Here is a 22368-nt window from a genome sequence, read left to right as displayed (position 1 = left end):
TTCGTCAGTCGCTGAAGTGATCCCGGCAGGTGCTGACTCCTATGCGAACCGACCTCGTCGCCGACACGGACGACGGCGGGACGACCGTCGAGTGCCCCCGAACCCCGGCCTTGCGCGCATCACAGCCGCGCGTTGGCGAAGGGCAGACGCCCATGGCGGTGACGGAACGCAGCAATCATCGCGGTCTCGATCGCGGCGGGATGTCAGTGAACCACCGGCGGTCTGCCGCCACCGTCAGCCCTGGCGGCCCTTGTGCCGAGGGTCCTTCTTGTTGATGACGAAGATGCGCCCGCGACGTCGCACCACCTGGGCGCCGGGCTTGTTCTTCAGCGAGCGAACCGAGTTGCGTACCTTCATGTCGCTATTGTAAACGATAGTCGTTTTCATTAGATCAACGCTCCCGTCGCGTGGCCAAGCCCACGCGAAGACGATCATGCGGATTTCACTATTTGGGATTTCGATATCGCTTAGTGAGACTGTTCGGCTAGTCTTGTGGCAGGCGATCCACCCGATGCACGCCTTCCCGGTGACCATCCGCATCACCTCCCCCGTTCAGTTCCCGAGAACAGGAGCGATGTGCGATGCCGCATTCCTCGACAATGCCCACAGTCCCGATCGAGTCAGCAGCACTCCGAGGAGTTCGAGGCTCGGCGATTCGCGACCTCCTCGCGGTCACCGAGCAACCCGGAGTGCTGAGCCTCGCAGGCGGCCTTCCCGCCACCGACCTCATCCCGGGCGACCGCATAGCCGACGCCGCTACACGAATGATCGGCCACCCAAATGCGCTGCAGTACACAACCAGCCGCGGAGTATCGCTCTGCCGCGATGTGGTTGCGAGCGTCGAAGGCGTCGACCCACACCGAATCCTGCTGACACACGGCTCCCAGCAGGCGTTGTCGCTGCTCGCTCAGGCTCTGGTCGACCCCGGTGACGTCGTTGTCGTCGACGATCCCGTGTATGTCGGTGCCCTACAAGCGTTTCAATGCGTCCGCGCCGAGATCGTGGCCCTGCCGATCACGAGTGACGGTACCAACGTCGGAGCACTTTCGAGGCTCCTCGAACGCGGCGTCCGGCCGCGAATAGTGCATACGGTGAGCAACTTCCACAACCCCTCGGGAGCAACCGCGAGCACTGCGACCCGCAACCGTCTGGCTGATTTGGCCGAGACCTACGGGTTCTGGATCGTCGAGGACGATCCATATGGACGCTTGTCGTTCGACGGGGTTTCGCCCACACCGATCCCCGGCGAACGCACGATTCGACTGGGCTCTGCGTCGAAGACACTGGCACCGGCGCTGCGCGTTGGCTGGCTGAACGCGACACCCTCTGTGGTGGATTTGGTGGAACGACTGAAACAGTCTGCAGACCTGTGCGGATCGACGCTCAACCAACTCATGGTGGCCGACTTGCTCTCCGACACAACGTGGTTCGACGCCCACATCGACATGATCGCTTCGGCATACGCGTTCCGCGCACACGCCCTGATGTCTGCTCTCGACGACGAGCTCGGCGATTCGGTCGAATACACCTCACCCAGCGGCGGCATGTTCTGTTGGGTGCGACTGCCGGGAGTCGACACCAGCAAGCTCCTGAGTGTCGCACTGTCTTACGGCGTCGCGTTCGTTCCGGGTTCGGCATTCGCCGTCGATGCCGACCTCACCGACAGTGCACGACTCAGCTTCGCGACCCTGCAACCCGACACACTTCGCGAAGCAGTTCGACGACTGCGCACAGCCATCGACGACGCGGCCGAGCTTCGCGAATCTCGCGCTACCTCTGGGTCCTGAGGCCGTTCCCGCTTCCATCCGTCGCCTCAACCAGATCTGCTCAACCGCGTCTGCCCCGCCACCGGCTGTGGTGGCGGGGTGTAGACGGGTTGCGGCACAACCAGATTCGACGTTGCGTCCGGATAGTTCAGCGTGTCGACATGGTCGCCGCAGCCGGTTAGGCTGCGTCGGCCAACGGTGGGCCGAGGCTGTCTGGCGGGTCGGCGCCGTGGGGTGCGATGGGGCTGGCTGGTGGGGCCGGGCCCGTTGATGGGTTGGGGTCTGTGGGCGGGTCGGGGTCGAGTTCGAGTGGCCTGGGGAGGTTCCATCGGATGTCGACCCGCCTGCTGAGGGTTGGGGTATCGCCGACAGGCACCCTGCCCGCCAGTGCGCGCTCGATCCGCCCGCTGGGCGGGTTGGGCACCAAGTGCGGCAACACAATCCCGGTAACGGTTGTGTCTGTGTCGAACCCGGTACCAGCCGCGCGTGCTGCGGCTGCAGCAGCGTCGTTGCTGGCGTGTTCGGCCGCGAGGTAGTCGCGGAAGTCGGCTTTGACGTCCGCGATGCGGTTGATGCGTTCGGGATTCTCCGGCATACCCGGCTTGGCGTTCAATCGCCACGCAACCCGTCCGGTGTCGGGGCCGTCGGTGATCATCCGGGTGGTGAACTGGCCGGGTTTCGGACCGACCCGCCGATTGTGCACATCGCACGCCGGGACGAGTTGATCGATATCGGTGAGTCCGCCGTCAGCCCAGTCTTTCGCGGCGTGATGCATCTGCACCCGTGAAGCGGGCTGATTACAACCCGGTGCCGAACACATCTTCCCGCCCGGCGAGGCGAACGACGCCAACCGTTGCCCCAGCGACGCGATCCGTTTCGACCGACCCAGGTAGAGCGGGATGCTGGTGTGGTCACCGAACACCGCCAAATACTGGCTCGCTCCGGTAGAGGCGGCCATGTCGATTACATCGCCGATCGGCAGCAGTGTGCCGGACGTGGTCTGTGCGATCCCCGCCTGGGCTTCGAGTTCGTGCAGGCTGGTGGTGACGATGACCTGGATCGGTAACCCGCGGTGAGTGTTGCCGAGCATGCCGGATTCCAACACCTGGCCGAGTAGTGCGGAGAAGGCGTCGTGGTTGCGTTGCGCAGGCGAGCGCTGATCACGTAGAGCCGCGGCCGCGACTTGTTCAGCATTTGCCGTGGTGATCGGACCGACCGGCGACTCCGGATCATCCGGGTTATTCATGCCCGGTTTGGCCCACGCATCCAACACCGTGTCCAGGCGGGCGCGGGCGATCGGATCGAGATCGGCAGTCAACCGCGACATAAGTTGCGCGTTCTGCCGGTTCACCCACAGGCGGCGTCGGCGTTTGCGGTCTTTCGAGGTGGTCAGCGTCCCATCCGGATCCAGATGGGCAAGTAACCGTGAACCCAAATTGGTGATTTCGGCGGGCGTGAATTGGACCGCATAGCCGGCCATCTGTGCTTCGGCGGCGGCTGTTGTCTCGGCCGACACTTCACTGGGGATTGCCTCCAGCACCTCGAGCACCGCCCGGACGTGCGCGCCCGCGACGCGGCCCTCGACCACATAGCCGGCCAACGTCGGGCATGCGGGTGGTAGTCGGTCGCCGCAGATCGTGGTGAACGAGCCAGTCGCAGCGATCACCCGATGCCGCGCCGCCGGATCGCCAATGTGCAGACCATGCCCCATGAAATTGCGAACATCGCGGAAACCCAGGGCGCGGGGCAGATCCCGGTCAGACGCCTCCACAATCAAGCGATCCGTCACCGCACCCGCAGTCCGCAACGCCAGCCGTTCGGCCTCCACGGTGGCTTCCACCAGCGCGGCATCGGATACCAGCGACACATCGACCGCAGCCAACTCATCCAGCACCGCGGCAAGCCGCGACAGTTTCTCCGCCACCACCGCATCCGCAGAACCCACCGCAGCAGTCGCCAAAGCCGAAGGCGCGCCGCCGGTCCCAAGATCTTTGCTGTTCACGTGCCGCCACCCCCGCCCCACGTCGTGTCGAATATGTGTTCTACACTACCCGACAATACCGACAGCGTCGAGGAAATCTCGAACACAAGATCGAATCTGTGGATACTCCCGCGCCAGACGCAATCCGCACCCACTCCGCTTGTACGACAACATAATTCGTGTGACCGACTCAGCCGACTAGTTGATCGAAAAGTCCATATGCGCTTAAGGCTCCCGCCGGATCGCTCATCTGCACACACCAGGTCGCCGACATCGCCCGCCCGAGGAAGTCCCTACTGCCGCAACACGATTCGCCAATACCCAAACCCGCCACAAACAGAACGAGACCCCTTCGACGCGTCGTCGAAAGGGTCTCGCTCAAGCAGTAGGAGTGTCAGCTCAGGAGAACTTCGCCTTCAGCTTTTCGACGCGCTCTTCGCGCTTCTCCTTCTTCTCAGCCTTCTTCTCGTCGTGGAGCTTCTTACGAGCGGCCTCTGCTGCAGCCTCTGCAGCGTCCTGCTGAGCCTCGAGCTCGGCCAGAACCTCGTCGAGCGGGCGACGCACGATGGCACCTTCGTACTTGGTCACCAGGGCGTCGAGCGCTGCGGTGTCGGCCTCGTCGGTCTGCGCGATGATGGCGTTGCCGCCGGGGCGAACAGTCTTGCCGAACTCCGTGATCGCGTCGTCGAGGTCGTCGGAGCGGCTGGCATCAACGAGCGCGCCGCCTGCTGCACCGAGACCGAATCCGAGCAGAACACCGAGTGGGCCACCGAGCACGCCGATCAGCATGCCGATCAAAGACCCGCCAACCGTGGCGTCGCCGGACTCGACATCGCCACCCTCTGTGATCGTCAGATGACCCGCGTCGTCACGCTGCACGATCGCCGCGGCAACCAGTCCGACCGAAGAGCCGGAGTTGGTGATGGTGTTGTACACCTCGTAGGTCGTTGAGTTCTCCGGAAAACTGATCGCTACGACATATTCGGTCATGTCCTGCCTTCCATTTCACAGTTGTACGACTCGTCCCCCCACGGACGGAACCGTCGGCCCCGCATTTACACCGTAGCGTGAATCGGTGACGGTGGGGTGTGGTTGCCTGACGTCAGAAGTGTGATCGTCCCATCACCACGCGTGATTTTTTCGCACTGGCGGCCGTAAGGTCCTTTCGCATCAACGGTTTGTTCACCTTCTCGGTGAAGGTCTCGATCAGCGGTCCGGTAAAGAAAGCGGTGACCACGGTGCCTGCACCGATCGTGCCGTGGAAGATCACCGCAAGCACAACAAAGACCAAATCCTGACATGTTCGCACCGCGCGATACGGCATTTTCGAGTGGTCGACGATGATCGGCGCCACTGCGTCGTAGGGCGAATTGCCAAGCGCCGAAGTCATATACAGCGATGCGCCGTAACAGAAGAAGGTGATCCCGATGGCAAACATGATCATCTTCTGCCATGCCGCGGGATTGTCGGAAAAGTACGGATCCAGCCACGTGCTGAACCACTGGACGAAGTAGCCGACCAGAATCATGTTCATGATCGATCCGATTCCGATGTACTGGCGTCCCCACAGCAGCATCGGAATGAAAAGCACTGCGTTACTGATCAACTGGTAGGTACCGAGGTCGATCCCGAGCGTGTTGCTGATGCCGATGTTCGCGGCGGTGTACGGGTCGACGCCCACCTGGCCGACGCGCAGCACCGCAGACCCCAGAGAGAGGACCGCGATTCCCACCAAAGCCCAGAAGATGCGCCGGACGTAGTAGCCGTCGAGCAGCGTTGAGTCTGACGGCGTCGTCGACGATGCGGCGTCGGAACTATGTGAGTCCGAGCCGCCCGTCGCCGGCTCGTCAGATCGATCAGACTGCGTGTTGTCCCGACTGTCGTCTGGTCCGGTCATCGCTGAACGTCACCGCCTCGGTCACAGGCCCCCCTGATAACAAGTGATACCCAGGGTGCCACCAAAACGACAGCAATCGCGCGATTTCGCGCCATTGTGCTCTCGCGTCGCGTCGTCGCAACGTGTTTGAGATCTGCGACCGTTGCAGCGGGGTTGCGGCAGCATGGCGCTACCCCGACTATTCACTCGCCTTGCCGAGCAGGGCGTCGAGCCAGCCGGTTCCGTCGAGAATTCCGTCGACAGGCACACCTCCGGAGAGAACTGTCGGTGTGGCAACCTGCCCGCCGGTGGCCTTGGCCAGTTGATTCTCCGACTCCTCGGCCGCCTTCTCCCCCTCGGCGACCTTGGCCCCGTCGGCGATGCATTTCTGCGTCACCCCGTTGGCGCCCTGCTCGGCCGCGACCTTCGCCAGGTCGGCGTTCGACTTGTCGGAGTCGCCACCTTCCTTCGGCTGATCTGCGAACAGCGCGGAGTGGAACTTGAAGAAGACCTCTTTGTTTTCGCCTGCGCCAACACATTGCAGTGCGCCCGCGGCACGACTCGAGTAGCTTCCCGACGCCGACTGACGGTTGAGGAAGTTCAGCATGTGGTAGCGAACCCGAAGCCTGCCCGCATCGACGGCGCTGACAATCGCCTGACCCGACTGCTCCTCGAACTGCTTGCACACGGGGCACATGAAGTCCTCGAAGACGTCAATCGTCGTCTTCGAGTCGGGAGCACCGATGATCAACGCGGCATTGGAATTGAGGACCTGCTCGTTGGCTGTTCCCCCGTGATCCCGGTTGCGGTTCCACAGCACGCCGCCGACGACCAGAGCGATCACCACCACAACGGCGATTCCCAGCAACACATACGTCGAGGTGCTCGACGTCGCTCGAGGCTGGTGTTTTGACGTCGATGTGGGTGGCTTACGCCTGTCAGTCACAGATCATCCTTCGTGTGGTCGCCGTGCCCTCCCATGGAGCAGGTGTGCAACACCGATCAGCAGCGTGGCACCACGGGCGAGCCTAACGCACCAGCAATTGACGACAGCACCAACGAGTCACGACAGTGCGGCGTCGACGACCTCCTGCGCTTGCTCCTGCACCTTCGCGAGGTGGTCGACACCCTTGAACGATTCGGCATAGATCTTGTACTTGTCTTCGGTACCCGACGGTCGTGCGGCGAACCAGGCGTCCGCGGTGGTCACCTTCACGCCACCGATCGGCGCGTCGTTGCCCGGCGCTTTTGTCATCACCGCGGTGATCGGATCCCCGGCCAGATCGGTGGCGGTGATCTGATCAGCGGAAAGGTTCGCCAGCACCGCCTTCTGTTCGCGCGTGGCAGGCGCATCCGTTCTGGCATAAGCGGATTCGCCGTACTCTGCGGCCAGCTCGCGGTAGCGCTCCGACGGCGTCTTGCCGGTCACCGCCAAGATCTCCGACGCCAACAACGCCATGATGATGCCGTCTTTGTCGGTCGACCACGGACTGCCGTCGAACATGAGAAACGACGCGCCTGCACTCTCTTCGCCGCCGAACGCGATACTGCCATCGAGCAGGCCGTCGACGAACCACTTGAATCCGACCGGCACCTCGATCAGTTTTCTGCCGATACCGGCGACGACCCGGTCGATGAGACTCGAACTCACCAGCGTCTTCCCGACCGCGGCATCGGGCGACCAGTTCGACCGATGCGTGTACAGATAGTCGATCGCAACGGCCAGATAGTGATTGGGGTTCATCAACCCGCCGTCGGGGGTGACGATGCCGTGGCGGTCGGCGTCGGTGTCGTTACCGGTCGCGATGTCGTAGGAATCACGCGAATCGATGAGCGACGCCATCGCGTCCGGCGATGAACAGTCCATCCGGATCTGGCCGTCGGTGTCGAGCGTCATGAACGAAAACGTCGGGTCCACAGTGGGATTGACGACGGTGAGCTTGTCGAGGTTGTAGCGGAATCCGATGGCAGCCCAATAGCCGACCGATGCACCACCGAGGGGGTCGGCACCGATGTGAACCCCTGCGTTGCGGATCGCCTCGAGGTCGACGACCGACCCCAGTCCGTCGGTGTAGTTCATGACGAACGAATAGTCGTGCACCAAGTCGTCGCGTCGGGCCTTCTCGAACGAAATCCGTTTGACCCCATCGAGTTTCGCCGTAAGCAGCTCGTTGGCGCGGTTGGCGACCCATGACGTGATCGTCGTATCGGCGGGTCCGCCGGTCGGCGGGTCGTACTTGAAGCCACCGTCACGCGGCGGATTGTGCGACGGGGTGACGACAATGCCATCGGACTCGACACCGGGATTGGCAGCGTTGAAGGTGAGGATCGCACGGCTGACAGCAGGGGTGGGCGTGTAGGTGTCGTCTTCTGCGGTATAGACGGTCACCCCGTTGGCGACCAGAACTTCGAGTGCGGACTTCCACGCGGGAATCGACAGTGCGTGCGTGTCGAACCCGATGAACAGCGGGCCGGTGATACCCGCGCCTGTACGGTACTCGACGATCGCCTGGGTGATCGCGAGGATGTGTGCTTCGTTGAATGCCGAGTCGAGGCTCGACCCCCTGTGCCCCGAGGTACCGAAGACGACGCGCTGCCCGGGATCATCCGGGTCGGGCACCCTGTCGTAATAGGCGCCGACGACAGCGTCGACGTCGATGAGGTCTTCGGGCTGAGCCGGAGTGCCGGCACGAGGAGAAGCCATAGTCCTAGATTGTGCCCGAAACCGGCGCCGCCGTCAGTCCCTTGTTCCGTCAGCGGCATGCTGGAGTCGATGACTCCGCGACTCAACGTGCTCGTCCTGCCCGGTGGCACCGACGAGAGCTACCGACCTTTCCGAGCGACCCAGGGAACAGCACTGAGGATGTATCCGTTCACGTGGTCGATCCGCGCGCGGTTCGGCAGCGCCGTCGACGTACGTCAGGTGCGCTACCGCGTCTACGGCTGGAACGGCGGCCAGGCGAGTCCCCTACCGTATGCGCGGGCAGCGCTCGATTCGATCACTCGCGACAACCCCGACGTTCCCGTCGTGCTCATCGGACACTCGATGGGTGGACGCGTCGCGGCGCACCTCGGCGCCGACCCACGGGTCACCGGCCTACTCGCGCTGGCCCCGTGGTGGCAGCATCGCGACTGGCGTCGGATCCGTCGAAGCGCCCACGTGCGCGCCATCCACGGCGACGCCGACACAGTCACCTCAGCTCGACGCACCGCCGAAGGCATAGCCGAACTGCGCGACGACGGTTACGACGCCACGTTCGTCTCGGTGCCCGGGGGTCGGCACGCGATGCTCGATCACATCTCCCTGTGGCAGGGTTCGGCACTCGACGCCGTCGGTCGCGCGCTTGCCGAGGGCGCGTAAGTCCATCGGCCATCGCGGAAACCCGATGCGCGCTGCGCACCGGGCATCGCCTGCTTGTCCCACGCGGTACCGTGTTGCGCATGCCAAGGGCGGGTAGGCGGAAAACGATGTCGGAGAGTCGAATTCTCGATGCTGCATCGGAAATTCTGGAAACCGGCGAGCACTACGCCGACATCCCCGTCGAACGCATCCTCGAGGTCGCCGACGTCTCGCGGTCGACGTTCTACCAGTGGTTCCCCGACAAGACCGCGCTGATTCTGCAGCTCACCGCTCCCCTGCTCGCAGAGTTCGTGGCCACGGCCGACCGCTATTGGAAGGAACCGTCGCAGGCACGTCCGGAGGCCCTCACCGACGTCATCGTCGAACTCCTCGCCTCAGCCCGCCGCTATCGCGTGATCTGGCGTGCGTATCTCGAGACGACCAGCACCGACACCCGCTTCGGCGACAACTTCCGACGGGGCCTGCAGAACTACACAGCCGACATCGCCGAACGAATCCGCACCGAACAGGCAGCAGGTCTCGTGTCCCCCGACATCGAACCCGACCAGACAGCCCGATTCATCGTCGTAGGCATGCAGGCAGGCTTCTCCGACGTCATGCAACTCGCCGACGACGCCCAAGACCACGCATTCGCCGCAGCCATGGCTCGATCGTTCTGGCTCACCATGTACGGCGACGGCACCGCACAAAAAAGCCTCCCACCTGCGTAAACAGGTGGGAGGCCTTCGTGGAGCTGCCGGGAATTGAACCCGGGTCCTCCGTCGCTTCGGTAGGGCTTCTCCGTGTGCAGTCCGCTATATCTCTACTCGGATCTCTCGGTCACGCGAACAAGCCGAGATGACGATCCCAGTCGCTGTGAGTTGTCCCGTTCACTCCCGCGACCGGAGTGGACGGTGAGCTCCCTGAGATGATGCCGGCACCGGGTAAGGGAGCAAAACCCGGGCCGACAGACACGCAGTCGCTGTCAGGCAGCGAGTGCGTAGTCGCGCTGATTCTTATCGGCGCTTAATTGGTTGCCGCGACGCTTAACGGTGGTCTCTGGCCTGCACCGACACGCTTCCCCCACCTCGACGCACGTAGTCGAAACCGATCAGCCCCGAGATGGTTCCACCGGAAACCGGCGGAAGCTCCAGTATAACAACCTGCGGCTCGCTGTTCATTCCCATTTCTGCGCGGCTCGGTTCAAAGCGCCCTCTCACGCGCCGAGCGCTGGTCCGATCACCCGCCAACTGTCGCGCATCTCGGTGGCGAACAGCGACCACGTGTGCGCACCCTGGTCGAACACTCGGTACGTGTGCGGTACTCCCGCGCCGTTCAGTGCCGCGGCCATCTGGTCGGTGCACCAGCGCGTTCCCATCTCCACCTCGGCAGGTCCGGCCAGCAGCGACGGCGCGCCAACGGGAGCGCCGTCGGTGCGTCCCGGTAGGCCAGACGCCGCGCCCAGGTAGATCGCCTTGCCACGCAGTCGCGTCGGATTCCGCGACGGGTCGTGATCAACCCACGCTGGCGATCCGGGAGGACCGAACATATTCAGCGCGTTGCCACCGCCGATCGAGGTCGTCGCCAAGACGCCTGCGGTCGCGGGCGGCGCACTGATGGCCGGGCAACCGCTGTACGACGCCGCGGCACGATAGAGCGATCCGCCGCGGCCGGCGATGTCGAGCGCGGGACCTCCGGAGAGCGACAAACCTGCGATCGCGTTGCGGCCGTTCGCCCGCAAGGGACCTGCGATGGCGGCCGGGAGTTCGCGCAGCAGATAGGTCTCCCACTTGTTGACGCCGAGCGCAGGGTCCGGCCGCTGCCAGTCGGCGTACCACGAGTACGGCCCACCCAGTGGCGACACCACGGTCACGTTCTTGCGAGCAAAGAACGATCGGTAATCGGTCTGCTCGAGCCAACTGTCACCCTCGACACCGCCTGACCGTCCGTTGAGCAGGTAGAAGACAGGCGCCGAGCCGTCGCCTCGCGGTCGCAACACCTGGTTCGGGATCACCTTGCTCATCGACGGCGAGTACACGTAGACGATCGACAGTTGGTCGTCGACCCGGTCGATCCGCACCACCGCCGCCGAAGCGGGAGCCGCAACCGCGGTACCCGTGAGCACTGCCCCCGCAATCGCCATGACAACGGCCAGCAACGTGGCGACGATCGACGTCCCGCGTCGACGACGCCTCGGCGTCTTCGATGGTCGCCATGCTCGCGTCGCCTGTGACGCCTGTGGCTTATGTTCCGTTTGTGGTAGTCCCCTCGTGATCACCCGGCATGTCTACCGACACTCACAGCAACCTTCCAGACTTGACGCGCCGCTAACGGTCAGTCGTCACCGGATCGCGACCCAAATGAGCGTCCCCAGACACCTTCGAGCCGTTAACGACACCGCACCTCGCAAGGTGATCACACTCAACGGATCTCGAGGACCACCGTGTCGTGCACGCCGACAGGTACGGACAACTCGCCGTGCTGCGCCGTGAAAGAGCGCCCGGTCCACGCGTCCACACCGGTCACCGACGCATCGCCAACGAGTCCGATGCTTCCCAACGACACCGACAGCGTGCGAGCATGATCGGCGCGGTTGGTCAGCGAGATGACCAACCCCTTCTCGCCGATCGCCCGCGACCACACCTCAGGGTCGTCGTCGACCATCGCACCGGCGACGACTCGCGAATCCTGGTCGATCGCAATGATTGCCGCGTTACGCAACGTGTCGAGAGTCTGCTGCGACATGTTCGTCAGGTCGTTTCCCGCGATCAGAGGCGCAGCCATCATCGACCACATCGAGATCTGCGTGCGCTGCTGCGCGGGTGTAAGCCCAGTTGATCCGACGACCAGCATGTCCGGGTCGATGAACGACCCCGGCTTCACTCGCGCGGTCAACGGCCCCGCGGCGTCGACGATGTTGACGATGCCCTGATATCCCGACGATCCATTCGCGGTCGACCATGCGGGCGTGACGTCGTTGGTCACACGCGTCGTGGTTGCCGTTCCGCCCCAATCGAATTCGGCACCGGGTACCGATCCCGCGACGCCGCTGTTGGGATTGATCGCAAACACGATTCGACGGTCCGTGTCGCGCAACGCATTTCGCATCGCGGTGAACGAAGCGACCTGATCGTCGTGAGAAGTGTCGGACGAACACCAGTCGTACTTGAGATAGTCGACGCCCCATCCGGCGAATGTCTGGGCGTCGATTGCCTCGTGGCCACCGCTGCCCGTCGCGCCCGGATACGTGCCCTGGAACTGGGTGCAGGTCTTATCCCGTGCGCCTGAATAGATGCCGAAAAGCAGGCCACGCTGATGGAGGTAGTCCCCAAGAGCGGCCATACCCGACGGAAATCGAACCGGATCTGCCTGCAGCCTGCCGGAGGCGTCGCGCTGCGGAGCAGCCCAGCAATCGTCGACGATCACGTACTTGTAACCGGCATCGCGCAGTCCCGACGACACCAGCGCATCGGCCTGCGCACGGATGATCTGCTCGGTGATCCGACATCCGAAGGTGTTCCAACTGTTCCACCCCATCGGCGGAACCCCCGCAAGCCCGGGGATCGCGGGTCCGTCACCGCCGATCCGACCCTCCTGCTGCGGCGCGCACGCGACAGCCGCCAACACAGCGATCACCGCCACGACGGCGGCAACCACCTGGAAGCGCGCTCCACGAGACGTCGACGTCGCGGTCACATGCCCTTGACGCGACGACCCAGCTCGCGTTCGACCTCACGCTGCGCGGTGCGTCGAGCAATGTCGTGGCGCTTGTCGTGTGCCTGCTTACCGCGTGCGAGCGCAAGCTCGACCTTGACCTTGCCGTCGTTGAAGTACAGCGACAGGGGCACCAAGGTGAGGTTGCCGTCGCGGATCTTGCCGATCAGATTGTCGATCTCACTGCGATGCATGAGGAGCTTGCGCTTACGCAGCGGCGTGTGGTTCGTCCACGAACCGCGCCCGTACTCGGCAATGTTCAGACCACGCAGCCACACCTCGCCGTCGTCGATGGTGGCGAATGCGTCGACCAACGACGCCTTGCCCTCCCGAAGACTCTTGACCTCGGTGCCGACCAAAGCGACACCGGCCTCGTAGGTGTCCAGGATGGCGTAGTTATGGCGAGCCTTCCGATTCGACGCAATCACGTTGCGCCCCTTCTCCCTCGCCATCACTCAGCCCTTTCTGTCGCTAATCGTCGGCCAGCTCTCGCTCCGAGCCTCCTCGCTACAGCCCGCTATCACTCACGAACATAGACACGCAGCGTGACATACGCCGTCGCGCCTGCCAACACAATTCCGGCGAGGATCAGCCACGGCGACACGAACAACACGTCGCCCGCGGTGATCCTGGCCAGGATGTTGACGCCGTAGAGGTCGTTCAGCGCCTTGTCGAAGAAGAACACCTTCGCCGCGAACAGACCGGCTATCGCCAGCAGCGAACCGATGAACGCCGAGACCACCGCTTCCAAGAGGAAGGGTAGCTGCGTGTACCAACGGGTCGCACCGACAAGCCGCATGATCGACACCTCTGTCCGCCGGGTGAACGCCGCGACCTGAACCGTATTGACGATCAGTAGGATCGCCGCCACCGCAAGGACCGCGGCCACCGCGAACGCCGCGTTGCGCACCCCGTCGAGCACGCTGAAGATGCGTTTCACCAACTCTCGCTGATCTAGAACGCCGTCGACGCCCAGATCCTTCCGGTCGGCATATTTGTCGAGCACGGCACCGAACTGGCTCGCGTCGCTCATCCGAACCTTGAGCGACGCGGGGTTGGCGTCGGGCGAGATCATGTCGGCGATCTCGGGTGCGCTCTGCTCGAACGCCGCCTTCGCCGCCTTGTAGGCGTCCGCCTTGCTGACGTAGGTCACCGAACCGACGCCCGGCTCGTTCTCCAGGTTGGTGCGCAGCGTCGAGCACGGTGCGCGTTGGCAGTCGGGGTCGGCCGCACTGACGTCGTCGTTGATGTAGAACTGCATCTCGACGCGGTCGAGGAAGATCTTCTGACTCTTGTTCGCCATCTGGATGACCAACAATCCGCCACCGAGCATGCCGAGAGTAATGGCAGTGGTGAGGATCATCGCGACCGTCATCGTGACGTTGCGGCGGAGACCGTTGAGGACCTCTCTGATGATGAAGTTCGCTCGCATGCTGGTGCTACACGTCCTTTGGTCTGTGTGGTGCGCGGCTCGGTGGTACGCGGACTGACGGGCGTCGAAGCGGTCGGTGGCGCGTAATCGCACTCACCCCGGGTCGACGGTCAGCCGATGCCGTACACGCCTTGTGCGTCGTTGCGGACGAGTCTGCCGTTGTCGAACTCGAGTACCCGACGTCGCATCGCGTCGACGATGTGGCGGTCGTGCGTCGCCATGACGACGGTGGTTCCGCGCCGGTTGACGCGGTCGAGCACGTCGACGATCTCTTCGCTGGTCTCCGGATCGAGGTTGCCCGTCGGCTCGTCGGCGAGCAGGACAAGTGGCCGGTTGACGATCGCCCGCGCGATGGCGACGCGTTGCATCTCGCCGCCCGACAACTCATAGGGCATGCGGTCCTGCTTGCCCTCGAGACCCACGTACTCGAGAACCTCCGGCACCACACGGCGAATGGTCGACGGCTGTTTGCCGATCACCTCGAGCGCGAACGCCACGTTGTCGGCCACCGACTTCTGCTGCAGCAACCGGAAGTCCTGGAACACGCACCCGATGGACTGACGCAGCTTGGGTACCGATCGTCCGCGAAGGCGGTTCACGTGGAATTCGCCGACGTACACCTCACCCTTCGTCGGCCGATCCTCTTTGAGCAGCAGCCGAAAGAACGTCGACTTGCCTGAACCGGAGGGGCCGATGAGGAACGCGAATTCGCCCTTGTCGACCTCGAGATCGAGGTCGGTGAGGGCGGGTCGGCTGGATGCCTTGTACTTCATCGTCACGTTCTCCAGCTTGATCACGACAACAGAGTGTAACGGTGACGCCTGAGAGGTCTGTTCAGGTGCGCACCCGCGCGCCGACCCGCTCGGTCAGCGCGACGGGACTGCTGTCGTCTCCTGCTGATTCTGCTGGTTGTTCCTGCCGAAGAAGTCCGAGAAGCCGTTGCTGCCGGTCGTGGTCGGTTGCCCGCTCTGGTTGCCCGGTGCGGCGCCTCCCTCACCGGGTTGTTCGCTCGGATTTCCCGATTCGCCCGTCACGCCCGACGGCTCCGAGGTCGAGGGATATGACGAAGGCGTGGAGTACGTCGACTGCGGAGTCGTCTCGACGGTCGTGCGCTGATGAGTTGGCTGGGGCGCCGGAGCGTCGACGATGCCGTACCGCTGCGAGGTGTACCCGTAGAGCACGACGCACACGATGAAGAGCACCGACACGATCGCCGTGCTGGTCCGGATGCGGGTGTGCGGAATGTGGTGCCAGTCGCGGCGGTGGCGCAGCCTGTGCGGATCACCGATTTCGTCCGACGGCGCGCTCGGAGTCACCGTTCGTTCCGTGTCGGCGTCGCCCTTCGCGTCTGCGCTGTCTTGCGCGTCGCCGTTGCCCTTCGCTTCACCGTCGGCTTTGGCCTCTTCCTGCTTGTCGGCCGCGGCTTCTGCCTGCTCGATCTTGGCGACGACCTCCTCGGCCGCTGCCTTCGCGGCGTCGTCGTCGGATCGACCCGCGCTGTGGTCGGGGCCGTCGTGACGGTGAACCATCACTTGTCACCCCCCGACGATGCTTGTGCGTCGGCTTCGGAATGACCGCTCGGCGGCGCTGACCCCGCCTGCACCTCTTTACCCGAGGCGACGTTGATACCGCGGCGAGCCAGTGCGCGCACAATCCATGCGCGCAGCGCACGGCTGACCTCGAACTGTTTGCCGGGCAGAGTCCTGGTCACCATCCTGACCGTCATCGAATCGAGCTCGAGGTTTGTCACACCGAGCGGCGACGGCGCGTCGAGAAGCAAGTCGTGCCAGTACGGATCGTTGTAGAAGCGCTGGCCAACCTCGGAGAGAACCTCGTTGACCACTCCGATGTCGGAGTCGGCGGGCACCGGAACGTCGACGACGGCTCTCGCCCAGTCCTTCGAGCGGTTGGTGGTCTTGATGACCTGCCCGTTGGGAACGGTGATGACCTCGCCCTCGGATGTACGAAGACGGGTGATGCGCAACGTCACGTCCTCGACGGTTCCCTCGGCTTCACCGTTGCCGGTGACAGTCAGAGCCACGACGTCGCCGTATCCGTACTGCCGTTCGGCGACCACGAAGAATCCCGCGAGGATGTCTTGGACCACCCGCTGGGCACCGAAACCAAGTGCCGCACCGACGACGGCAGTCGGGCCGACCAGGCCTGACAACGGCACCTTGAACACCGTGAGGATGTGCAGGAACACGATGATGCCGACGACGACGACAAGCGTCCACGACACCACGTCGATCATCGCGCGGCGGTGTTTGGAGTCCTCGCTCTGCACAATCAGATCACTGTTGTGGAACTTGGCCTCGATACGGTCGTTGAACTTCTGCGCCGACCAGCGGATGAACCGCACGACGAGGATGCCGCCGAGGATCCAGATGACGATTTCGAGGCCGTTCGTGGCCATCCATCGGTAGAAGCGTCCGATCACCGACTCCGTCGCACCGGGTGCGAACGCGAGTGTGGTGAGGTCGGCCCGCGCCAGCACCGACGAACCTGCCTGCGCGAAGACCTCACGCATCGGCATCAGCCATCCGCCAGCGGATGCCGGCTTCGATGAACTCGTCGATGTCGCCGTCGAGAACCGTGGTCGGGTTGTTGTTTTCGACGTTGGTCCGCAGGTCCTTGACCATCTGATAGGGGTGCAGCACGTAGGAACGCATCTGGTTGCCCCAGCTCGATCCGCCGTCGCCCTTCAGTGCGTCGAGCTCTGCGCGCTCCTCCTGCTGTTTGCGGGCGAGGAGCTTGGCCTGCAGCACCCGCATCGCCGACGCCTTGTTCTGCAGCTGGCTCTTCTCGTTCTGACAGGTCACGACGATGCCGGTCGGGATGTGGGTCAACCGCACGGCCGAGTCGGTGGTGTTGACCGACTGACCGCCGGGACCCGACGACCGGTAGACGTCGACCTTCACGTCGTTTTCGTCGACATCGATGTGGTCGGTGGTCTCGACGACTGGCAGAACCTCGACCTCGGCGAACGAGGTCTGGCGACGGCCCTGGTTGTCGAACGGGCTGATGCGCACCAACCGGTGTGTGCCCTGCTCCACCGAGAGCGTGCCGTACATATAGGGCGACTTGACCGCGAACGTCGCCGACTTCAAGCCCGCTTCCTCCGCGTATGAGGTGTCGTAGACCTCGACGCCGTAGCCGTGCTTCTCCGCCCAGCGGACGTACATACGCATCAACATCTGCGCCCAATCGGCGGCGTCGACGCCGCCCGCACCCGACCTGATGTTGACCACGGCGTCGCGCGAGTCGTACTCGCCGGCGAGCATGGTCTTGACTTCCATCGCCTGGATGTCGCTGCGCAGGGATTCGCGCTCGGCGTCGGCGTCGGCAAGCGCCGACGTGCGTGCCTCACCTTCTTCGGACTCCGCGAGTTCGTAGTGGACGGGCATGTCATCGAGTCGCTGCCGCAATTCGGTGACACGACGCAGCTCCGCCTGGGCGTGCGAGAGTTCGCTTGTCACCTTCTGCGCGTGGTCTTGGTCGTTCCACAGATCCGGGTCGGACGCCTGCATCTCGAGCTCGTCGATCCGCCGACGCAACTCCTCGACGTCGAGGACTTTCTCGACGGTCGTCAGGGTCGAGTCGAGGGATTCGAGATCGGTTGCTACGTCAGGATGCACGGTTTACCAGGGTACCGACTGCTGATTGCCGATGTGCCCCCACTCCTCACGCCGACGGCGGTACCGAGGGCGGCACGTCGGGGGTCTGCATGGGAGGCAATTGGCCGAAACTCCACGTCGTCGCGGTCTTCCCCGGTTTGTAGACGACGGCATGCTCGGATCCGATCTGCGGCCACGGTTCGCCCTCGGTGAGGATCATCGTTCCGTACACCTCGGTCGGGTTGGTTCCCGGACCGTTGATCGTTCCGGAGATGGTGCAGAACGCTTGCCCCTTGCTGTCGGGTTCGGCCTGATCACTCACGCCCGTAACGGTCAGCGTTCCTTGCGCGTAGCCCGCCGTGTTCCCACCGAATCCGCCGATCCGCTGTCCGCGGAAACGCATGATCATCGCGATCACGGCGACGACGAGCAATATGACGAGAATGACGGTCAACATGGCATCAACCCTACCGACCCGACCGGGCATTTCGGGCGGCGAACGCAGCGTCGACGGTCATCGTGGCAGCCATCAGTCCACAGTTTTCGCAACGCGGCCAAGCGTTAGGCTGACCGGGTGCTTCCGACGCCCGGTTCCGACGCCACCGCCGACCTCGATTTCGCGCTCTCTCTCGCAGAGTCCGCCGACGCGCTGACGATGCGGCGCTTCGGCGCGATCGACCTCGAGGTCGACGCCAAACCCGACCTCACCCCGGTCTCCGACGCCGACCTCGCGTGCGAGCAGATGATCCGCGAACGCCTCGCGGCCGTCTTCCCCGACGACGAGGTCCTCGGCGAAGAGTTCGGCGGTGACGCGGTCCTGACCGGTCGGCAATGGGTCGTCGACCCCATCGACGGCACCAAGAACTTCGTGCGCGGCGTCCCGATCTGGGCCACGCTGATCGCTTTGTTGGTCGACGGCGTGCCGGTGGTCGGCGTCGTGTCGGCGCCTGCGTTGAGCCGCCGTTGGTGGGCCGCCACCGGCCACGGTGCGTTCGTCGCGTTCGACCACGGCGACGCGCGTCAGATCGCGGTCTCGAATGTCGCCGACCTCGCGTCGTCGAGCCTAACCTTCTCGAGCCTGTCCGGCTGGGCCGACCGCGGAGTCCGCGACAAGTTCATCGACCTCACCGACCGTGTCTGGCGCGTGCGCGGCTACGGCGACTTCCTCAACTACTGCCTCGTCGCCGAGGGCGCCGTCGACATCGCGGCAGAACCCGAGGTGTCGCTGTGGGATCTCGCCCCGCTCGACGTGCTGGTCCGCGAAGCAGGCGGGCGGTTCACGTCACTCGACGGCTCACCCGGTCCCGGCGGCGGCAGCGCGGTCGCGACCAACGGACTTCTCCACGACGAGGTGCTCGCTGCGCTCGAGGCGTAACCCGCGGCGTCCTCTCAGACCTACCTGCCCGCTCGGATAGTCCGTGCGCAATCCCTGCGTGGCGACCGCCGACAGCTCCTAGCGTGTGCGTCTGAGACCCAACGCTCCAGGAGATTCGCAATGCCCAGCTTTCCCGCACTGACCCACGTGGCCATTACCGTCACCGACCTCGACGCCAGCACTCGTTGGTACACAGCGCTGTTCGACGCCGCGCCCGTCCTCGACGAAGACGAGGAGTCGGGCGACTTTCATCACGCGGTGTTCGCGCTCGCTGGCGGAACCCTCTTCGGACTGCACACGCACACCGACTCGGCGGCGTCGGGAAGCTTTGACGAACACAGGACGGGACTCGACCACATCGCCTTCGCTGTCAGTCGTGCGGAACTCGACGACTGGCTGGTGCGCTTGGACGAGCTCGGCGTCGCGCACAGCGAGATCAAGCACGCGCACTACGGATCGGGCATTTCTTTCCGCGACCCCGACAACATCGCGCTGGAGTTCTTCGCCCCTCCCGAGTGAGCCGCGACGAGGTCGTCACACCTGGGTCGCCGACTCCTCGCCGAGCACGACGAACTCGGTGCCGGGATCCTTCATCTCCTGCAACCGCGCGTAGTGAACGCTGGTCCCCGCGTCGGAAAGCACAGCCTGATGGATCGGGACGGCGACCCGCGGCGCCATCGCACGCAGGTAGTCGACCGACTCGCTGAGTTTCATCCACGGCGCGGCCGAGGGCAGCGCGAGCACGTCGATCTGCTCGAACGGAATGTAGAACGAATCCCCCGGATGCATGAAACGTCCTGGAGCCGTTGATGTTCCGAGTACATACGCGACGTTGTCGACGACGGGGATCTCGGGGTGGATCACAGCGTGGCGTCCTCCGGTGAATCGAGCTGTCACCGCGCCGACGCCGACCTGGCCGCCCGCGAGCGCCGCGGTCCACTCCCCTGCGACATCGTCGGAGTTGAGTTGCGCGGCGGTCTGCGGATCGGCGATACGGATCGCCTGAGGGTTCTCGCCGACGAGATTCGGCAGTCGCCCGACGTCGCAGTGATCAGGATGCTGATGAGTGATCAGGATCGCGTCGAGTCCGGTGAGTCCTTCGAAGCCGTGCGACATGGTTCCCGGGTCGAAGAGGATGCGCGTCCCGTCCAATTCGACGAGCACGCAGGAATGGCCGAAGTGGGTGATCTCCATGTGTCCACTGTGCTCTCACATATGGGTTTGCGCATTGATCCGAACGAACACCGAGTCACACGACCGAGGGAAACACACCCCATCCAGCGGCGGCGTCGACGATGCGGGCGACTCCGTAGACAAGCCACACACCGATCGCCACCACCAACACCGGCAGCAGTCGACGTAGGCGCAGTCGCCTCAATGCCGCCGGACCGGCGACGAGGTATACGGCTCCGGCCACGACTGCGATAGCGGTCGCCGCCAGCGTCAACGGGCCGAACACGTTGTAGGTGAACGCCCCGCTCACATCACCGTGCATGAGGTGCACCCAACTGCGCGTGAGTCCGCAACCCGGGCACGGCAGACCCGTGAGCGCACGGAACGGGCAGAAGTCGGGGCCGTGATCGACCGAGTCCAGTGGCCACACGATCGCGGTGAGCAATGCCGCCCCGCCGACGGCGACCACCATCGCCGGTCCGACACGGCTTCGGTGGCCATCCGAACCCGACGGCGCAGCGGTATGGCGACCAGGGACGTCGGCGCGATCAGTTGACACGTGACCAGCCTAAACCGGCGAGGAGAACACGACGTTCGACGAGCGCGTGACAATCTCCTTACCGAGTAGTAAGGTTCGTACTTACTACCGAGTAAGATACTGCTCACGGTCAGTTCCAGCACCCGTGCGAAGAGAAATGGTTGTCATGACGACTCACACCGAACCCCGCGACACTTCCGCAGTCGGCAAGAACCCGCACAAGCGCAATGCCATCGGTACCGCCATGCGTGTGCTCACGACGGTCACCGGCTCCGACTTCGCGGAGAAGTACCAGATCCGTGAGCCCATCAACCGGATCGCCTACCAGGCGACCAAGACCGGCTTCCAGACACTCGGCGCAGCCAATCGCGCGTTCAAGAAGGTGCAGGGCGGTTCGGGCGGCGCAGCGCGATTGAGCACCACGCCCAAGGACTACTTCAACCTCAACCCCGACGACGAGCAGCAGATGATCGCCGAGACGGTCAAGGAGTTCGCCGAGGAGATCCTGCGCCCCGCCGCCTACGATGCCGACGCCGCCGCGAGCGCACCTGACGACATCGTCAAGCGCTCCGCCGAACTCGGCATCACGATGATCAACGTGCCCGAGCAGTTCGACGGCGCAGCTTCCGAGCGTGGCGTCGTCACCAACGCCCTCGTTGCCGAGGCAATGGCCTACGGCGACATGGGACTTGCCCTCCCGCTCCTCGCACCGAGTGGCGTCGCAACCACTCTCACCAACTTCGGCAGCGACAGCCAGCAGAAGACCTACCTGCCCGACTTCGCAGGCGAGAACGTGCCGCAGTCGTCCGTCGTCATCGCGGAGCCGCGCGCGCTGTTCGACGCATTCTCGTTGCAGACCAAGGCAACTCGGGTGCCGAGCGGCTACCGGCTCAACGGCGTGAAGTCGTTCGTGCCTGCCGCTGGTTCGTCCGAACTGTTCATCGTCGGAGCCGCGCTCGACGGCCAGCCCGCGCTGTTCATCGTCGAATCCGACTCCGAGGGACTGATCGTCGAAGCAGATCCGGGCATGGGTGTGCGCGCCGCAGGTTTGGGTCGTCTGCTGCTGCAAGACGTCGCCGTCCCCGAAAGCGCGCTCCTCGGCGAAGAAGCCGGCGAGGCAGCCCTGGCCGCGTATCGCGACGTCGTACGTCTGTCACGCCTCGGTTGGTCGGCACTGGCCGCCGGAACCGGCAAGGCCGTCCTCGACTACGTGATCCCCTACGTCAACGAGCGTGAGGCATTCGGCGAGCCGATCTCCAACCGGCAGGCCGTCGCCTTCATGGTCGCCAACATCGCGACCGAGCTCGACGGCATCCGCCTGGTCACGCTGCGTGGCGCGTCGCGAGCCGAGCAGGGTCTGTCGTTCGCTCGCGAATCGGCACTCGCACGCAAGCTGACCATCGACAAGGGCCTGCAGATCGGACTCGACGGCGTGCAGTTGCTCGGCGGTCACGGCTTCACCAAGGAGCACCCGGTCGAGCGTTGGTACCGCGACCTGCGCGGCGCTGGCATCGGCGAGGGCATCGTCGTCCTCTGACGGCGGCTGTCTTCCGACG

23 protein-coding genes and 1 other RNA gene are annotated in these 22368 nt (G+C 64.2%); 6 read left to right on the top strand and 18 right to left on the bottom strand.

Features of this window, described 5'->3' with window-relative positions; genetic code table 11:
• Nucleotides 1-234: 234 nt before the first annotated feature.
• The gene (ykgO, locus tag ACRVY7_RS15350) at nt 235-357 is read right to left on the bottom strand and encodes a type B 50S ribosomal protein L36 (protein ID WP_431817672.1); all 123 of its coding nucleotides are present in this window, start codon (nt 355-357) and stop codon (nt 235-237) included.
• 224 nt (nt 358-581) lie between these two features.
• On the opposite strand from ykgO, the gene ACRVY7_RS15345 reads away from it, so the two are divergent.
• The gene (locus tag ACRVY7_RS15345) at nt 582-1787 is read left to right on the top strand and encodes an aminotransferase-like domain-containing protein (protein WP_431817671.1); all 1206 of its coding nucleotides are present in this window, start codon (nt 582-584) and stop codon (nt 1785-1787) included.
• Between the two features lie 157 nt (nt 1788-1944).
• Here ACRVY7_RS15345 and ACRVY7_RS15340 read toward each other — a convergent pair whose 3' ends face one another.
• The 5 genes from ACRVY7_RS15340 to pgm all read right to left on the bottom strand — a co-directional run bounded on the left by ACRVY7_RS15340 (nt 1945) and on the right by pgm (nt 8327).
• Nucleotides 1945-3768 carry an HNH endonuclease signature motif containing protein gene (locus ACRVY7_RS15340; protein ID WP_431817670.1) on the bottom strand — a complete coding sequence of 608 codons (1824 nt, stop codon included), beginning with the start codon at nt 3766-3768 and terminating at the stop codon, nt 1945-1947.
• Between the two features lie 378 nt (nt 3769-4146).
• Nucleotides 4147-4737 carry a DUF1269 domain-containing protein gene (locus tag ACRVY7_RS15335; protein ID WP_431817669.1) on the bottom strand — a complete coding sequence of 197 codons (591 nt, stop codon included), beginning with the start codon at nt 4735-4737 and terminating at the stop codon, nt 4147-4149.
• A 112-nt stretch (nt 4738-4849) separates the two neighbouring features.
• The gene (locus ACRVY7_RS15330) at nt 4850-5644 is read right to left on the bottom strand and encodes a YczE/YyaS/YitT family protein (RefSeq protein ID WP_049698543.1); all 795 of its coding nucleotides are present in this window, start codon (nt 5642-5644) and stop codon (nt 4850-4852) included.
• A gap of 178 nt (nt 5645-5822) precedes the next feature.
• On the bottom strand, nt 5823-6569 hold the full coding sequence (locus tag ACRVY7_RS15325; RefSeq protein WP_431817668.1) for a DsbA family protein: 747 nt from the start codon (nt 6567-6569) through the stop codon (nt 5823-5825).
• A gap of 117 nt (nt 6570-6686) precedes the next feature.
• Nucleotides 6687-8327: a phosphoglucomutase (alpha-D-glucose-1,6-bisphosphate-dependent) gene (gene pgm, locus ACRVY7_RS15320; RefSeq protein WP_049698545.1), complete on the bottom strand. Its 1641-nt coding sequence runs from the start codon at nt 8325-8327 to the stop codon at nt 6687-6689.
• Between the two features lie 69 nt (nt 8328-8396).
• Here pgm and ACRVY7_RS15315 point away from each other — a divergent pair, with 69 nt between their 5' ends.
• Both ACRVY7_RS15315 and ACRVY7_RS15310 read left to right on the top strand, forming a co-directional pair.
• Nucleotides 8397-8984: an alpha/beta hydrolase gene (locus ACRVY7_RS15315; protein ID WP_431817667.1), complete on the top strand. Its 588-nt coding sequence runs from the start codon at nt 8397-8399 to the stop codon at nt 8982-8984.
• A gap of 107 nt (nt 8985-9091) precedes the next feature.
• Complete coding sequence (locus ACRVY7_RS15310) at nt 9092-9694, top strand: TetR/AcrR family transcriptional regulator (protein WP_431817666.1); 603 nt, start codon at nt 9092-9094, stop codon at nt 9692-9694.
• A gap of 15 nt (nt 9695-9709) precedes the next feature.
• Here the strand turns inward: ACRVY7_RS15310 and ssrA are convergent.
• From ssrA to ACRVY7_RS15260, 10 genes are all read right to left on the bottom strand, one after another.
• Nucleotides 9710-10082: a transfer-messenger RNA gene (gene ssrA, locus ACRVY7_RS15305) on the bottom strand.
• A gap of 97 nt (nt 10083-10179) precedes the next feature.
• Nucleotides 10180-11106, bottom strand: a complete 927-nt coding sequence (locus ACRVY7_RS15300; RefSeq protein ID WP_431817874.1) for an alpha/beta hydrolase — start codon at nt 11104-11106, stop codon at nt 10180-10182.
• A gap of 278 nt (nt 11107-11384) precedes the next feature.
• Nucleotides 11385-12620 (bottom strand): glycoside hydrolase family 27 protein, encoded by a 1236-nt coding sequence (locus tag ACRVY7_RS15295; RefSeq protein WP_431817665.1) that lies wholly within the window; start codon nt 12618-12620, stop codon nt 11385-11387.
• 35 nt (nt 12621-12655) lie between these two features.
• The gene (gene smpB / locus ACRVY7_RS15290) at nt 12656-13129 is read right to left on the bottom strand and encodes an SsrA-binding protein SmpB (RefSeq protein ID WP_064868235.1); all 474 of its coding nucleotides are present in this window, start codon (nt 13127-13129) and stop codon (nt 12656-12658) included.
• A 68-nt stretch (nt 13130-13197) separates the two neighbouring features.
• On the bottom strand, nt 13198-14109 hold the full coding sequence (gene ftsX, locus ACRVY7_RS15285; protein WP_064868256.1) for a permease-like cell division protein FtsX: 912 nt from the start codon (nt 14107-14109) through the stop codon (nt 13198-13200).
• Nucleotides 14110-14219: 110 nt separating this feature from the next.
• Entirely contained in the window at nt 14220-14906 is a 687-nt protein-coding gene (gene ftsE / locus ACRVY7_RS15280; RefSeq protein ID WP_049698999.1) for a cell division ATP-binding protein FtsE, read from the bottom strand.
• Between the two features lie 69 nt (nt 14907-14975).
• The gene (locus tag ACRVY7_RS15275) at nt 14976-15638 is read right to left on the bottom strand and encodes a hypothetical protein (RefSeq protein ID WP_431817664.1); all 663 of its coding nucleotides are present in this window, start codon (nt 15636-15638) and stop codon (nt 14976-14978) included.
• Nucleotides 15638-16639 carry a mechanosensitive ion channel family protein gene (locus ACRVY7_RS15270; RefSeq protein WP_152930072.1) on the bottom strand — a complete coding sequence of 334 codons (1002 nt, stop codon included), beginning with the start codon at nt 16637-16639 and terminating at the stop codon, nt 15638-15640. Before ACRVY7_RS15270 ends, ACRVY7_RS15275 begins: the two co-directional genes overlap by 1 nt.
• Nucleotides 16632-17747, bottom strand: a complete 1116-nt coding sequence (gene prfB, locus ACRVY7_RS15265; RefSeq protein ID WP_064862386.1) for a peptide chain release factor 2 — start codon at nt 17745-17747, stop codon at nt 16632-16634. Before prfB ends, ACRVY7_RS15270 begins: the two co-directional genes overlap by 8 nt.
• 46 nt (nt 17748-17793) lie before the next feature.
• Nucleotides 17794-18183, bottom strand: coding sequence for a hypothetical protein (locus ACRVY7_RS15260; protein ID WP_049698996.1), 390 nt, complete (start codon nt 18181-18183; stop codon nt 17794-17796).
• Between the two features lie 117 nt (nt 18184-18300).
• Between ACRVY7_RS15260 and hisN the strand changes: the two genes are divergently transcribed.
• A complete protein-coding gene (gene hisN / locus ACRVY7_RS15255) occupies nt 18301-19101 on the top strand; it encodes a histidinol-phosphatase (RefSeq protein ID WP_064868241.1) in 801 nt (266 codons plus the stop codon).
• Between the two features lie 120 nt (nt 19102-19221).
• A complete protein-coding gene (locus ACRVY7_RS15250; RefSeq protein WP_431817663.1) occupies nt 19222-19620 on the top strand; it encodes a VOC family protein in 399 nt (132 codons plus the stop codon).
• Nucleotides 19621-19635: 15 nt separating this feature from the next.
• On the opposite strand, the gene ACRVY7_RS15245 is transcribed toward ACRVY7_RS15250, so the two are convergent.
• Entirely contained in the window at nt 19636-20295 is a 660-nt protein-coding gene (locus ACRVY7_RS15245; protein ID WP_431817662.1) for an MBL fold metallo-hydrolase, read from the bottom strand.
• Nucleotides 20296-20350: 55 nt separating this feature from the next.
• Entirely contained in the window at nt 20351-20833 is a 483-nt protein-coding gene (locus ACRVY7_RS15240; protein ID WP_431817661.1) for a DUF2752 domain-containing protein, read from the bottom strand.
• A gap of 145 nt (nt 20834-20978) precedes the next feature.
• Here ACRVY7_RS15240 and ACRVY7_RS15235 point away from each other — a divergent pair, with 145 nt between their 5' ends.
• Complete coding sequence (locus ACRVY7_RS15235; protein ID WP_431817660.1) at nt 20979-22349, top strand: acyl-CoA dehydrogenase family protein; 1371 nt, start codon at nt 20979-20981, stop codon at nt 22347-22349.
• The last annotated feature ends 19 nt before the right edge of the window (nt 22350-22368 follow it).

The sequence above is a fragment of the Gordonia jacobaea genome (assembly GCF_965344965.1).
GTDB lineage: Bacteria > Actinomycetota > Actinomycetes > Mycobacteriales > Mycobacteriaceae > Gordonia > Gordonia jacobaea.
The sequence above is the reverse complement of the archived record's forward strand: the minus strand, read 5'-3'. Positions and strand labels throughout refer to the sequence as shown.

Coding starts and splice junctions, on each gene's coding strand:
- ykgO (WP_431817672.1), bottom strand. CDS start 357: ATGAAGGTACGCAACTCGGTTCGCTCGCTGAAGAACAAGCCCGGCGCC.
- ACRVY7_RS15345 (WP_431817671.1), top strand. CDS start 582: ATGCCGCATTCCTCGACAATGCCCACAGTCCCGATCGAGTCAGCAGCA.
- ACRVY7_RS15335 (WP_431817669.1), bottom strand. CDS start 4,737: ATGACCGAATATGTCGTAGCGATCAGTTTTCCGGAGAACTCAACGACC.
- ACRVY7_RS15330 (WP_049698543.1), bottom strand. CDS start 5,644: ATGACCGGACCAGACGACAGTCGGGACAACACGCAGTCTGATCGATCT.
- pgm (WP_049698545.1), bottom strand. CDS start 8,327: ATGGCTTCTCCTCGTGCCGGCACTCCGGCTCAGCCCGAAGACCTCATC.
- ACRVY7_RS15315 (WP_431817667.1), top strand. CDS start 8,397: ATGACTCCGCGACTCAACGTGCTCGTCCTGCCCGGTGGCACCGACGAG.
- ACRVY7_RS15310 (WP_431817666.1), top strand. CDS start 9,092: ATGTCGGAGAGTCGAATTCTCGATGCTGCATCGGAAATTCTGGAAACC.
- ACRVY7_RS15300 (WP_431817874.1), bottom strand. CDS start 11,106: ATGGCGATTGCGGGGGCAGTGCTCACGGGTACCGCGGTTGCGGCTCCC.
- smpB (WP_064868235.1), bottom strand. CDS start 13,129: ATGGCGAGGGAGAAGGGGCGCAACGTGATTGCGTCGAATCGGAAGGCT.
- ftsX (WP_064868256.1), bottom strand. CDS start 14,109: ATGCGAGCGAACTTCATCATCAGAGAGGTCCTCAACGGTCTCCGCCGC.
- ACRVY7_RS15275 (WP_431817664.1), bottom strand. CDS start 15,638: ATGGTTCACCGTCACGACGGCCCCGACCACAGCGCGGGTCGATCCGAC.
- ACRVY7_RS15270 (WP_152930072.1), bottom strand. CDS start 16,639: ATGCGTGAGGTCTTCGCGCAGGCAGGTTCGTCGGTGCTGGCGCGGGCC.
- ACRVY7_RS15260 (WP_049698996.1), bottom strand. CDS start 18,183: ATGTTGACCGTCATTCTCGTCATATTGCTCGTCGTCGCCGTGATCGCG.
- ACRVY7_RS15250 (WP_431817663.1), top strand. CDS start 19,222: ATGCCCAGCTTTCCCGCACTGACCCACGTGGCCATTACCGTCACCGAC.
- ACRVY7_RS15245 (WP_431817662.1), bottom strand. CDS start 20,295: ATGGAGATCACCCACTTCGGCCATTCCTGCGTGCTCGTCGAATTGGAC.
- ACRVY7_RS15235 (WP_431817660.1), top strand. CDS start 20,979: ATGACGACTCACACCGAACCCCGCGACACTTCCGCAGTCGGCAAGAAC.